Origin of the sequence: Flavobacterium sp. (genome assembly GCF_035195345.1) — a bacterium.
Classification (GTDB): domain Bacteria; phylum Bacteroidota; class Bacteroidia; order Flavobacteriales; family Flavobacteriaceae; genus Flavobacterium.
Genome location: NZ_CP136574.1, coordinates 2479238 through 2493181 on the forward strand (window position 1 = coordinate 2479238; position 13944 = coordinate 2493181).

A 13944-nucleotide genomic window follows, 5' to 3' on the forward strand; every position below is an offset into this window, starting at 1 on the left:
GGGATTTTTTAGCATAAAGAAGCATGGAAATTAAATTGAAATACGGAATTGACAATTTGCTTTTCGGAATGAAAGAGCAAGATGTTACTAAAATTTTGGGTAAGCCCGATACACAATATAAAGACGAAGAAGAGAATGTTGTTTTTATGTACAACGCTAGAAAACTTCGTTTAATTTTTTACAAAGAAGAAGCTTTTAAGTTAGGGTATTTGACAACTACTAATCCAATAGTTAAGTTGTTTAATACTAGCTTAATTGGTAAAAATTGGAGTGACGTATTTCCTGTATTGGAAAAACACAAAGTAAAATCATTTGAAACAGATACAGTAGAAGGAATGATGAGTTATTTTAACGAAGAAAATTGGTTGTTTGTCCACGTTGATTACAACGAAATCGTTAAGATTGAAGTAGGAGCTGTTTTTAGTGATAAAGACGAATTTGATTGGAAATTTTAAATTTCGAAATATTAAAAAAGCCGCTAATAAAATTTTAGCGGCTTTTCTTTTTTATTGATTTATTTTGATTAATTCTATTTCAAAAATTAAATCAGCATTCGGTGGAATAACACCACCTGCTCCTCTTTCACCATAAGCAAGATTAGATGGAATATAGAATTTATATTTAGATCCTTCATTCATAAGTTGAACACCTTCTGTCCAGCCTTTGATAACTTGATTTAAACCAAAATCTATAGTTTCTCCTCTTTGTACGCTACTGTCAAATACTTTGCCATCTAAAAACATACCAGTATAGTGTACTTTTACGTTACTTGTTGCTACTGGTTTGTTTCCTGTTCCTTCTTGTAGAACAATATATTTTAAGCCGCTTGGAGTAGATGCTGCATTTGCAAATTCTTTTAACGCTTTTTCTTTAGCTTCCTTTTGCTTTTCAGCGGCCAATTTATCAGCAGCTTCTTTATTTATGAAATAGTCTGCAAATACTTTTTCAGCATTAAATTTTTTTGCTTCTTTTCCAACTCTAATTATTTTAACAGAAATTATCACATCATCTTGTGCAATTTTATCTACCACTTCTTGTCCTGAAACGACATGACCAAAAACCGTATGTATTCCATCTAAATGTGGAGTTGCTTTATGGGTGATAAAAAATTGACTTCCATTGGTAGCTGGTCCAGCATTAGCCATAGAAAGAATACCCTTGTCTGAGTGTTTTAAGTCAGTAACAATTTCATCGTCAAATTTATATCCAGGTCCGCCAGTTCCTTTTCCATCAGGACAACCTCCTTGAATCATGAAATTTGCTATAACTCTATGGAATTTCAATCCATTGTAATATGGTTTTCCTTTAAATTTAGCATCTGCTTTTGGATTGTTTCCTTCCGCAAGTGAAATAAAATTGGCTACTGTAATAGGTGTTTTTTTGTATTCTAATTCAACTACAATTTTTCCTTTTGCTGTGTTGAATTCAGCAAAAATACCATCTTCTGTTTTGTTTTGAGCAGTTGCAAATGTTAACCAACTTAATGTGATTACTACAATTTTTAATAAGTGTTTCATTTTGTAATTATTAGTTTGTTATTTGTTTTCTAAAAGTTCTACTTCAAAAATAATATTAGCATTAGGTGGAATTGCATCTCCGGCTCCTTGTTCGCCATAACCTAAATTGGAAGGAATGTATAACATTAACTTATCTCCATAATTCATTAAGGTAATTCCTTCATTAAATCCTGGGATGAAAGGCAAATTACCAATGGTTACAGGAAAACCAGCATATCCGTTTTGGTTGGCTCTGTTTTGATCAAATTTCCCATGCAATTTAGCTACATCTTCGTAACTAGTATCAAAAAGCTGTCCGTTTTCTAAATAACCTGCATAATGAATTAGAACTTGTGTGCCATTAGCTGGTTTTTTTTCTGTTCCTTTTTTTATTATTTGGTATATTAAACCTGATTTAGTTTTTGTTCCAGTTGCTTTTAAAGTGGTAATTTCTTTAATTTTATTTTCAGTTATTTGTTGAGCTTTTTCTTCAGCTTCTTTAATTTCTTTGGCAACGGAAGAATAGTAGTTTTTGAAAATTTTTACAGCATCAAATTTTTTAGCTGCATTTCCTATTCTTATAATTGTTATTTTTTCAATAATATCATTAGCTTCAATGGTGTTGATTACTTCTAATCCTTCAACAACTTCTCCAAAAACGGTATGCATATTATCTAACCATGGTGTTTCTTTGTGAGTTATAAAGAATTGGCTTCCATTGGTGCTTGGACCTGCATTAGCCATCGATAAAATTCCTGCTTTTGAATGTGTTAAATCGGGATGAAATTCATCTTTGAATTTATAACCGGGTCCGCCTGTACCATCTCCCATTGGGTCACCACATTGTACCATGAAATCAGGAATAACACGATGAAATTTTAAACCATCATAAAATGGTTTTCCTTTGAATTCGTTACTTACGAATGGGTTTTTTCCTTCTGCTAAAGTTACAAAATTAGCTACGGTATTAGGAACTTTTTCAAATTCTAATTTAACAATCATATTGCCTTTTGCGGTTTCAATTTCAGCATATAAACCTTCTTTTAGATTGTCATGTGATTTTGAGCAAGAAATAAAAAATGTTGCAATACTTAAAAGTAAAATTGTGATATTCTTCATTTTAAAATTAGTTTTTAGCTTGAGTATCTATTTTAATATCATTTAAACTTACGGTGCAAATTAAAGGTTCATTGGTGCCTATTTTTTTATCATCGCCATGATAGCCGTAAGCCATGTGAGAAGGAAATAAGAATGTAACTGTTTCTCCTTTTTTCATTAATTTAATACCATCTCGCAATCCCATCATGATATTTTCTTTATCAACGTAATAAACCTGAGGTTTTGTATCGGCAATTGTGTAAATAATTCTGCTTTTTAAATCTTTTATTTCGTAATCAAAAAAAGCAATGTCGCCTCTTTTTGGTGAAGGTGTAAGTTCTTCAACTTTGGTTTCGTATTTGTACCAATAACCTTTGTTTGAACTTATGTAAGATTTAAGAGAATCGTTTTTTATTATTTCGGCAATCAAATCTTCTTCGTCTGCAATTAAAATTTTGTTGCGCTCTATAGATTCTTTTATAAAAGTTCCAGAAGTGTGAGAAATAGGTTTTCTGGCTTGTTGTTGTTGCGAACAGCTAGCTAAGAAAATCATTACTCCAAGAAGGAATAGGTTGTGAATTTTCATTTGTTTATTTTTTTTCTTGTGCTAAAATAGCAATAAATTGTTGTATCGTTTCGTCTAAACTTAAAAAAGATTTTCCTCCAGCAGCATTGATATGTCCGCCACCATTGAAATGATTTCGTGCAAATTGGTTTACATCAAAATCACCTTGTGAACGGAACGATATTTTAATTATTCCTTCTTCTTTATTTTCGATGAAAATGGCCGTAAAATCAATTCCTTTAATGCTTAATCCGTAATTTACAATTCCTTCTGTATCGCCTTTTTGATGACCAAGTTCGTTTAATTCATCTTGAGTTAAGGTGATGTATGTGGTTTTGTATTCAGGAAGCATTTTTAAATTTTGAAGCGCCTTTCCAAGCAACAATAAACGATTATAGCTTGAATTGTCAAAAAGTAAATTATGAATTTCACTGTTGTTGATGCCTCTATCAATTAAATCGGAAACGCATTTATGAGTAGCGCTTGTGGTTTTTGGAAAACGAAAACTGCCAGAATCGGTTACAATTCCAGTATACAAACAAGTTGCTACTGTTTTGTTAAGTAGATTTTCAAGTTCTAATTGATAAATAAAATCATATACCATTTGGCAAGTTGAACCATAGGCAGTATCTGAAAAAGTATAGGTTGCATAACCATCTGGTGCTTGATGATGGTCAATCATTATGCTTTGAGCTGTTAGTGTTTTTAATACATTTTCCATTTGGTCTCCCGTTCGATGAAGTGCATTAAAATCTAATGTAAAAACTAATTCCGATTTTTCTAATATAGTTTTGCACGTATCAAAACTTCGTTCAAAGATTAAAACTTTTTCACTTTCGGGTAACCAAGCTAAAAAATCTGGAAATTCATTTGGAGCTATAACCACAACGTTATGTTGTAATTGTTTTAAGATATGATATAATCCTAGTGTCGAACCCATAGCGTCTCCGTCAGGATTTCTATGTGGTATTATGGTAATTCTTTTTGGTGTAGCTAATATCGATTTTATAGCTTCAATTTCGTGTATTTGCATCATAGTGCGAATATATTATATTGTAGGCTATTCTGCAATAATTATGCCTAACGTTTTAATGAAAAGTGCCCTTTTATGGATTGTCCATTGGTTAATTTGATTTCAAACCAATAATCATTTGAAGGAGATTGATTTCCATTAAAAGTACCATTCCAACCTTCACTTTCTCCGAAAATTTGTTTTATAAATTTTCCATAACGATCAAATATATTAATTGGACTGTTTTCTAAATTACGTTTGTCTAGGTTTTTAATGAACCAAGTGTCGTTATATCCGTCACCGTTTGGAGTGAAATATTTTGGGTAATCTAAGATGTAAAAGGTTTCGAATGCAATATCACAACCTTTTTTATCTTGGACATAAACCTTATATTCTCCAGGTGCTAAATTGGTAAAAATATTAGAATCTTGATAATTGCTTCCGTCTAAAGAAAATTCGTAATCGCCTAAACTAGCACTTGATATTTGAATTGTTGCAGTATTGTTTTCTTGAAAATCGTTGCAAATAATATCTTCAATTAAAGCAGTGCTTGAAGCTTCAACAGTAAAAGTTTTTGTTTTAGAACAATTATTTACATTGGTTAAAATTACTTTGTATGTACCAGCTGAAGCAATTAAGATTTGCTGTGTAAATTGTGGTGGATTTGTATCCCAAGTATAGGAATTAAAGCCTGAGCCAGCATCTAGTATTAGAATGTCATTCTCACATAAACTTAATTCTTTATCAGTAACTATAGCGTCAAAAGTATTAACTTTTAAAAATACAGGATAATCAGTATAACAACCTTGAATATTCATTACTCTAGCGTAAATGGTTTGATTGTATGCGGTTGTATTCGTATAGTTTACTGGTAAAATAGTTGTGCTCGTTTGAGTTTCAAAAAATGAAATTACATAATTAGTTGGTAAATTCGTAAAAAGACTATTTTTAATATTATCTAAATTAAAAGCTGTTTTTCCATCTTGATTTGTATCTGAATCGCACAATGAAAAAGTGTTTTCATCAATAGTTAATACATCAGCATATTCAATTTTAATAGTTCCAGTTGTTTGGCAAGAAGGACCATAGTTGATTTCCACTACATAATCTCCGACAGATGTAATAGTATAAGTTGCATTTGTAGCTCCAGGAATAGCAATACTATCTTGAAACCATTGATAAGCCGTTGCACCAACTTGTGTTGCATCTACCAATAAAGTTTCGTTTTGACATAATGGATTTCCAGAGGAAATTAATCGGTCATCACCTATATCAATTGTGAAATTGAAACTACCGCCACCAAGAAATATGGCCGAGTCAAATCGGTAATTTCCTTCATCTGCTATTACTAATTTTATGTGATAAGTTTCTCCCGGAATTACATCGGCTTGCGCTGTTAACACTTTGGTTTGTCCGTTGTAATTTGTGGGGTGATTGGCATCATTAAAAGCATCAAAATAATTAGCATTTGCTGGGGGACAAATAGTTCCGGGACCTCGAACGGTATTCACTTTTACGGGTGTAGATGTGCCAGGAACAACTGCTAAATTTTCATAAGTGGTAGTGCCATTTCTTTTTAATAAAAAAGCAAAACCATCTGTGAAATTACATTGATTTGATGATGGATTGGATAAATATTGTTCAGATGAAAAAATATAATCAAAACTGATTTTATTTCCTAAAGGGATGAAATCAAATTCTAAAATTGTTGCATTAAAGGTATTGCTTAACCCTAATGCTGTGTTTAAATCTGAATCGCCATCCCAGCCCATACTTCCACCATCATCAGAAAGGTAGGAGTTGGGCCCTGGGGCATTATTAATTTTTCCAGTAGAAAGTATAATTCCATTTTGGAATGGGAAAGTAGTCCCTGTAGCGTCAAAATAGCCAAAACTTTTTTCTCCAGTAGCAAAATTGCCACCCGATACACTCACATTAAAAATGTTAGCACAAGAACTATTGATTAAAATATCTTCGACTAAAGTTTGAGAAGAATATCCTTCATCAACAGAGATGTTTTGTGAATTTCCAAATTGAATTCCCAGTACGAAAAATAGGGCAGAAATGAGATGTTTGATAATTTTCATAGCATCTGCAAAGATACTACAAATCGCGCTTTTTAAGAATATAATAGGATGTTAAAATAAATATAAATGTCCAAACTAATGCAATGCTAATTTCTGAGAAGTGAACGCTATAATCTCTTATGGTTTGTTGACCTCCAATTGTTGTTTCTATTGTTTTTGCAAAACTTAATCTTGTAAAAGGTTCTTTAATTAGATTGCTCAATGATTCTAAAGGAAAAAACTTATAAAGTTTGTCCGCAAAATCAATAGTTTTATTATTTCCATTTAAAATTTCAAACTTTAAAATCCCGTAAGATATTTTTTCAAAAACAAACCATATAAATAAAAATCCTAATGCAAAAGCACTCCTTTTAACTAAAATTCCTAAGAATAAACAGAATGAGAAAAATGCAGCTAGCTTGATAAAAAACGCAACTAAATATTCTAAATCCGAAAAAACAATTGAAAATTCATTATACGATGAAAATGAATATCCCAAAATCAAAGACATGATGAAAACAAAAACGGTTGAAGCTAAAGCAAAACTTCCAACTACTAAAAATTTAGAAAGTATGAATTCCTTTTTGCTTAATCCATCGATTAAATTTTGTTTAAGTGTTCCATAAGTATATTCATTTGCCATCATGGACACAATTATGATGGCTAAGAAAAATTTAAACCAAGCGGCAATATAGGTATTAAAGTGCCATATGTATGGGAAATTAAAAATTCCTTGATCAGCAATGCTAATTTCAAATGTTCCAATATTAAATTTTATTGAAGCAATTAAAGCTATAAAGCTTAATAAAATGAAATAGGTTAGAAGTAAAAATTTACTGGCTTTATTTTTCCATATTTTTTGGAATTCTATAGATAATAATCTTTTCATGATTGGATTAGTTTTTGGTTAATTCTAAAAATTGTTCTTCTAAACTGTTTTTTCTTTTAACAAGATGTTCTAAAACAATTTTTTGTTCAAACAGATACGCGTTTAATTCTTTGGCAGCAATGTCTTGTTTTAAATAAATCAAAACTTTTCCTTCTTCGTCTATTGTTTTTTCAACTGATGGGTGATTTTGAAGTGCCAATTTTAACTGTTCGTTGTTGTCTGACTGTAACTCAAAAAAGCTGTTATTTTCAATCATGTTATGAACCGAACCTTGGTATAACATTACGCCTTTTTGTAAAATTACCACATGGCTACATACTTTTTCAACTTCATCTAACAAATGCGATGCTAATAAAATAGTAGTGCCTTGCGAAGCAATTACTCTAATAATATCTCTAATTTGACGAATTCCTTGAGGATCTAAACCGTTTGTTGGTTCATCTAGAATTAAAATTTCAGGGTCGTTCAAAAGGGCAGATGCAATGGCTAAACGTTGTTTCATTCCCAATGAAAAAGTTCGGAATTTATCGTTTTTACGATCTAAAAGACCAACTAATTCTAATTTTTCATCCACTTTTGCAAAAGAAGTTCCTTTGATTTTACAAACCAATTCCAAATTTTCTTTGGCGGTCATATAGGGATAAAAGTTTGGTCTTTCAATGATAGCACCTACTTTTTTTAAGGCATCATGAGTGGCTACTTTTCCTCCAAACCATTCAAAATCGCCTGAAGTTTTATTAACAACATTCAAAACTATTCCTAAAGTGGTTGATTTTCCGGAACCATTGGGGCCAAGAATACCGTAAACATTTCCTTTTTTGATTTCAAAAGACACGTTTTTAACAGCGTGTAAATGTTTGTTGAAAATCTTATTAAGTTGGGTGATTTTTAAAATGGTTTCCAAATTTGTTCGTTTTTTGATTTAGAGATAAGACGAACAAATAGGTAAATTGTTACGATATGAAATTAATCTGCATAAAAAAATCCCTAATCAAAATTGAAGATTAGGGATTTACAGTTAGTTAGATAAAATTAATATTTTATAAAGTTGTTGATTTTAACATTTTTAGCCTTTAAGTCGTGCATTAAATTATATAAACCAAAGAACGTTCTGTTGATATAGATAAAGTGTTTTGAACCGCGATTACCGTTCATGTTTCTTAATTCGGTGCTTTTAGAATAGCGTTCACCTAAATCGGCAATTTGACCAAAGAATTCATCATCTGAAAAATCAAATTCTTCCACATGAAATGGTCTTGCGAATAAGCTTAACAATTCATGAAACATTTCTGTAAAAAATTCTGTTTCTTCTTTAGAATCGTCGGTTCTTAATATTTCTAATTCGTATAATTTTGATTTAAAGAATTCCGGATTTGCCAGATTTTCTTTCTTCGCTAATTCAAAATACGGTACATAAAAATCATTTGGGACTTCTTTAATACAACCAAAATCTAAAGCAATTAGTTTTGTGTCTTTTGTAATCAAGAAGTTTCCTGGATGCGGATCGGCATGTACTTTTCGTAAATTATGCATTTGAAACATATAAAAATCCCAAAGCGTTTGCCCCAAAATATTTGATTTTTCTGCATCTGTATTATAAGCCGTGAATTCAGACAAATGTTCGCCTGTCATCCAGTCCATGGTAATGATTTTTTCCGATGACCATTCAGGATAATATTTAGGAAAAATCAAATTAGGAATAGTGACACAAGCTTCAGCCATTTCAATACTTTGTTTGACTTCGTTGATGTAATTGGTTTCTTCAATCAATTTATCTTCAACTTCTTTAAAGTATTTATCAGAATCTTTTCCTTTGATATTGAACATTTTAATCGCAATTGGCTTTACCATTGCCAAATCAGAACTGATACTTTCTGCCACTCCAGGATATTGAATTTTCACAGCAAGATTTTTCCCATCCTTGCTCGCTTGGTGTACTTGACCAATGCTCGCAGCGTTTATTGAAGTGGCATTAAAAGTGTCAAATATTTCGTTTGGCTGTTTGCCAAAATAATTTTTAAAAGTTTTATTTACCAAAGGAGGTGATAACGGCGGAACCGAAAATTGAGCTAATGAAAATTTCTCTACATAAGCACGAGGCAAAATACTTTTGTCCATGCTTAGCATTTGAGCTACTTTCAAAGCGCTTCCCTTCATTTGTTTTAAACCATCGTAAATGTCAGAAGCATTATTAATGTTTAGATTTTCTTTGGCTTCTTCTTCGGTTTTGGTGATTTTGTCACCATAATATTTAATGTAATTTACACCAACTTTTGCTCCAGTTTGAATCAGTTTGGATGCTCTCTGAATTTTTGATGTAGGAATACTATCTATAGTTTTCATTTTTGTTTACATTTTAAATGAGGCTTTTTCTTGCCACATAAATTTTCCGAAGTCAATTAAACTTTTTAAAGGTGCAATATCCATTAAATCAAAACTAGTATTGACTGATTTTTCAATGAAAATATCGGTTTTTTCAAAAGAGAGTGAAGTGTCTTCTATCCAAAATTTTAAAGTGAATAAGAATTGGAACCAAGCCATTTCGCTCAAAGTTTTTTCTTGAATTTCGACTAGCTTATCTTGTTTTAAATCGATTTTTTCAATTTCTAACGTATCAAAGAATTGTTTGAAGTGTTTTCTCAATTCGGTTAGTTTAGAAAGACTTTTTAATTTGTTTTTATCTTCTTTTAAAAGTGCAACCGTGAAACTTCTGTTGGCAGTTAACATTTCGAAATAAGTGAAATAAAAACTTAATAATTTAGTTCGTGCATCATACGATTCGAAATCTTCGCTTTTTTCTAACAAATTCATTGTTTGCTGAAATAATGAAGTGAAAAAGGTTTTTTCAATTTGTTCAAACGATGAAAAATTAGCATAAAATACAGCTTCTTCAAAATTGTACTGCTTTGCAAATTTATATACCGAATGTGGCGCTTTGTTATTTTCTAAAAAATAATCAATGTAGAAACCTAAAATATCTTGATGAGTAATCTCTTTCTTCTTTGCCATGACTTTTAAAATTTTATCAAAGGTAAAGAATGTTTAATTTATAATCAAAAAAGTTAAACAAATTTTTTGTTAAAGTTCTTTCAAAAAAAACCTCAAGTACAAGATTGTAATTGAGGTTTAATAATTTGTATGTAAACTGCTTACGATTTCTGCTCTTTATTAAAGTAAACCAAGTAATAATACATTTGTTTTTCTTCGTCCCAACCTTTTTCAACGAATTTCTCCGCGCTTTCAGGGTTGATGAAATCCAATTTGATTTGGATATTCGTGTCCAATTGAATCGTGTTTTTTAACGTACGACGCACATCAGTAACGGCAGCATTTGCAATTGGAAAACTTGAAACGTCTTCGATGCTGTATTTTGCGCCTTTATCTACTTTGTAATTTTTGAATTCTGGAATAAATTCAGGATTTTGCATTACTTCATTTAAGAAAGCGGTTTCTTCAAACTCATCATTTTTAGCAAAGTGATTGATGGCACGATTCATGAACAATACTTCTTGTTGCTTGTCTTCTGCTGGTAAAACCACTTCTTTAGCGAACTCTTGACAGAATTTCAAGTATTTCTTAGTCATGAAGTTTTCATCTTGAAACGCATCTACCGACAAGAAATGTTCTAACCAATAACGTGCATCGTAACGGTTGCTGTCTACAGTTAAAATTTTATAACCTTCTTCTTTTTTATAGTTGAAAATGATACAACCTTTGTCCAACTTATTCAAGTTGATTCCTTGTTGTAAAATCATTTCTAAGTTGCTTTCTTTTTCTTCAAATTGTAAGAAATCGGTTTGTACTTCACTTTTGAAAACTCCAATAGCATCAACAACATTATTATCAATAGAAACGTGTGTAAAATAAGCTACATATACTTCTCCATTTTTAATATGCGGATGATTGGATTGTTCGAAAAGGTGTTTTGTGATTTTTTTTGAAACGTTGTGAATTTCGCTTGGGTTATTAAAAACTTCTGAAGCAAAATTGAACATATCATTGTATTCTAAATCTACTTCGTGCGCAAATTGAAAATAATTTTCTTCTTTTTCTCTAAAAGGTTTAAAGAAATATTCCTTTAACAAAGGCATAATTTCATCATTCAATCCGTATGGATTTTCAGATAAGAAAATGGCTTCGTTTCTACTTTTGTTTCCTACTCTATGAATAGATAGGTTTTCAATATGTGCGTTAAATAAGTTGATCATTATTAATGTGTCAATTCGTCAATTGGTCTATATGCCAATTAACAATGTTAGTATTAAGTTTTTATAATTGGCACATTGCCATATTAGCACATTGGCTAATTATTTAATTCCAATTTTCTTCAAATCCCATGTCTTCAAAACTATCGTCTCCATCAAACATGTCGTAATCTTCGTCGTCTAAATCGTCTTCAAATTCCCCGAACATATCTTCTTCAGATAAATCTCCTCTGAATCCACTTTGTAGAGCCTCGGCTGGAAGTTCACCATGTGAAAATAAAAGAGCAGGATAGGTTTCACCAATTTGTTTGTCATTCTCAATGGCAGCTAATTCCAAGAAGAAAGTCCACATAGAAAACAAATCATACACATAAACTAATTTAGTGTTTTGTTCGTGAACTAAATCGTCTAATCTATATTCAGCCATTGTTTTGATTTCGCCAGGAATATCCCCTGTGTCAAATAACGGAATGCCATCTTCTTCATGCCAAGACCAGTTAGCACCACAGGTATAAAAAGCGCCTACTTCGGTACCGTCAAAACCAAATGCATTGATTAACGCATTGTGTAAATCTTCTAATGAATTGTCGCTTTCGATAGCAATATCTCTAAAAATATCTTCTTCAGCATCGAGAATAGCTCTGAATTTATAAATCATAATCTTGAAATTTTAAGAAAAGCAAAAGTAAGTATTAATTTCAAAAATCAATTACAAAAATCACGTTCAATTTTAAATTTCAGCAATAATAAAAATAGCTTCAACTTTTATATTTTACAATTCATCTTTAAAAATCGACAGTTGGGTTACATTAAGTTTTTTAGGTGAGTTTTTATAGTGAATTTTGTATCAGAAATAAAAGCAAACAAATTATGATGCAACTCATTTTTTATTTAAGTGCAATTATTGCGAAGTCACTTATTTTTTTAACTAATTTTATACTAAACCTTTTGATATGTTTGATAAACTCATAAAAGAATTTCCAAGAGCGATAATTTTATCCATTTCTATCTTTTTAGTTTTACTTGTAATTAAATTAATTACAGGTGTTACCATTCAATTGAATGAATATTTGCTTGTTAATTTGGGCTATACTATTTTGTATGGATTAACTTTATATTATGCCAATGCTTTTTTGTTCATCTATTTAGATTCAATTTTTGAAGTCGAACGGTTTACAAAAAGAAGGATAATCATAGGCTTTTTGGGTTCTTTTTTGATTTCAGTTGTTGTAATTTTTTTACTAAGAATTATTGAAGATGTTATTATAGAAGGTGAGAGTTTTGATGCATTTTTGCAAAATGAAACACTGGCAAATTATTTGGTAACTATTATAATTACATTTTTTGTAACCCTTGCTTTTCACGCTTTTTATTTTTATAAAGCCTATCAAGAAAACAAAGTTAAAGAACAAAAAATTATTGCAGGAAACGCTTCGGCACAGTTTGAAAGTTTAAAAAACCAAATCGATCCGCATTTTCTGTTTAATAGTTTGAATGTATTGAGTTCATTAATCGAAGAAAATCCAGAAAGTGCTCAAAAATTCTCGACTTCGCTTTCAAAAGTGTATCGTTATGTTTTGGAGCAAAAAGACAAAGAATTGGTTTCGGTAGCAGAAGAATTAAAGTTTGCAAAAACCTATATGAATTTATTAAAAATGCGCTTTGAAAACAGCATAACATTTGAAATTCCAGAAGGTTTTGATAACGAAGAAGCAAAAGTAGTTCCATTATCATTGCAATTATTATTAGAAAACTGCATCAAGCACAATATAGTGAGCGAAGCAAAACCGCTTCACGTAAAAATTACTATCGAAAATAACCAGTTGGTCGTAACGAATAATTTGCAAAAGAAAGAAGTATTATCAGACCGAAAAGGCGTTGGATTACAAAATATTGTTAATCGATACGCTATATTAACAAAAAGAACCGTTTTGGTAGAAGAAAACGAAAAAGAATTTAAAATTTTTCTACCCATTTTAACCAAACAAGTAACCATTATGGAAACACAAAATATATACAACGAAAACTTAGCTTATCAACGAGCAAAAGATAAAGTAGAACAACTAAAAGGATTTTATGGCAATTTGATTTCATATTGCATTGTAATTCCAGTATTAATTATTATTAATCTAAACACTTCTAATTTTCAGTGGTTTTGGTTCCCTATGCTAGGTTGGGGAATGGGATTAACCTTTCATGCTTTAGAAACTTTTGGTTACGGAAAATCTTGGGAAGAGCGCAAAATCAATGAATTAATGAATAAAGACGATAATTCTAAAAATTGGAAGTAAACATGGAAGCAAATCAATTTGACATAGAAAAATACAACAAAGCAAAAGAAAGAGTAAAAGAGTTAAAAGGTTTTTACGGACATTTAGCAAGTTACGTTCTTGTAATTTCGTTTTTGACTTTCATTAACCTTCGATTTTCACCAGCACACATTTGGTTTTATTGGCCTATGTTAGGTTGGGGGATCGGTTTGTTTTTTCATGCTGTTGGCGTTTTTAATATTATTCCTTTTTTTGGAAAAGATTGGGATGATAAAAAAGTTAAAGAGATAATGGAAAAAGAAAAAAACACAAAATGGGAATAATTACATACCAATTAAAAAAT

14 protein-coding genes are annotated in these 13944 nt (G+C 30.9%); 3 read left to right on the forward strand and 11 right to left on the reverse strand.

Going from position 1 to position 13944, the window contains the following annotated elements; all coding sequences use genetic code 11:
- Positions 1-23: 23 nt before the first annotated feature.
- A complete protein-coding gene (locus RSE15_RS11520; RefSeq protein WP_324068697.1) occupies positions 24-455 on the forward strand; it encodes a hypothetical protein in 432 nt (143 codons plus the stop codon).
- Between the two features lie 51 nt (positions 456-506).
- Here RSE15_RS11520 and RSE15_RS11525 read toward each other — a convergent pair whose 3' ends face one another.
- The 11 genes from RSE15_RS11525 to RSE15_RS11575 form a co-directional block, all read right to left on the reverse strand.
- The gene (locus RSE15_RS11525; protein ID WP_324068698.1) at positions 507-1517 is read right to left on the reverse strand and encodes a peptidylprolyl isomerase; all 1011 of its coding nucleotides are present in this window, start codon (positions 1515-1517) and stop codon (positions 507-509) included.
- A gap of 18 nt (positions 1518-1535) precedes the next feature.
- On the reverse strand, positions 1536-2615 hold the full coding sequence (locus tag RSE15_RS11530) for a peptidylprolyl isomerase (RefSeq protein ID WP_324068699.1): 1080 nt from the start codon (positions 2613-2615) through the stop codon (positions 1536-1538).
- A gap of 7 nt (positions 2616-2622) precedes the next feature.
- Positions 2623-3180, reverse strand: a complete 558-nt coding sequence (gene gldI / locus RSE15_RS11535) for a gliding motility-associated peptidyl-prolyl isomerase GldI (protein WP_324068700.1) — start codon at positions 3178-3180, stop codon at positions 2623-2625.
- A 4-nt stretch (positions 3181-3184) separates the two neighbouring features.
- Entirely contained in the window at positions 3185-4195 is a 1011-nt protein-coding gene (locus RSE15_RS11540; protein ID WP_324068701.1) for a DHH family phosphoesterase, read from the reverse strand.
- Positions 4196-4239: 44 nt separating this feature from the next.
- Positions 4240-6258: a choice-of-anchor L domain-containing protein gene (locus RSE15_RS11545; protein WP_324068702.1), complete on the reverse strand. Its 2019-nt coding sequence runs from the start codon at positions 6256-6258 to the stop codon at positions 4240-4242.
- Between the two features lie 16 nt (positions 6259-6274).
- Complete coding sequence (locus RSE15_RS11550; RefSeq protein ID WP_324068703.1) at positions 6275-7126, reverse strand: ABC transporter permease; 852 nt, start codon at positions 7124-7126, stop codon at positions 6275-6277.
- 7 nt (positions 7127-7133) lie between these two features.
- Entirely contained in the window at positions 7134-8030 is an 897-nt protein-coding gene (locus RSE15_RS11555) for an ABC transporter ATP-binding protein (RefSeq protein ID WP_324068704.1), read from the reverse strand.
- Between the two features lie 128 nt (positions 8031-8158).
- On the reverse strand, positions 8159-9469 hold the full coding sequence (locus tag RSE15_RS11560; protein WP_324068705.1) for an ABC1 kinase family protein: 1311 nt from the start codon (positions 9467-9469) through the stop codon (positions 8159-8161).
- Positions 9470-9475: 6 nt separating this feature from the next.
- Positions 9476-10135: a TetR family transcriptional regulator C-terminal domain-containing protein gene (locus RSE15_RS11565; RefSeq protein WP_324068706.1), complete on the reverse strand. Its 660-nt coding sequence runs from the start codon at positions 10133-10135 to the stop codon at positions 9476-9478.
- A 140-nt stretch (positions 10136-10275) separates the two neighbouring features.
- On the reverse strand, positions 10276-11334 hold the full coding sequence (locus tag RSE15_RS11570; RefSeq protein ID WP_324068707.1) for a nucleoid-associated protein: 1059 nt from the start codon (positions 11332-11334) through the stop codon (positions 10276-10278).
- A 103-nt stretch (positions 11335-11437) separates the two neighbouring features.
- Positions 11438-11989 carry an IS1096 element passenger TnpR family protein gene (locus RSE15_RS11575; protein ID WP_324068708.1) on the reverse strand — a complete coding sequence of 184 codons (552 nt, stop codon included), beginning with the start codon at positions 11987-11989 and terminating at the stop codon, positions 11438-11440.
- A 295-nt stretch (positions 11990-12284) separates the two neighbouring features.
- On the opposite strand from RSE15_RS11575, the gene RSE15_RS11580 reads away from it, so the two are divergent.
- Positions 12285-13622, forward strand: coding sequence for a 2TM domain-containing protein (locus RSE15_RS11580; protein WP_324068709.1), 1338 nt, complete (start codon positions 12285-12287; stop codon positions 13620-13622).
- Between the two features lie 2 nt (positions 13623-13624).
- The gene (locus RSE15_RS11585) at positions 13625-13924 is read left to right on the forward strand and encodes a 2TM domain-containing protein (protein ID WP_324068710.1); all 300 of its coding nucleotides are present in this window, start codon (positions 13625-13627) and stop codon (positions 13922-13924) included.
- The last annotated feature ends 20 nt before the right edge of the window (positions 13925-13944 follow it).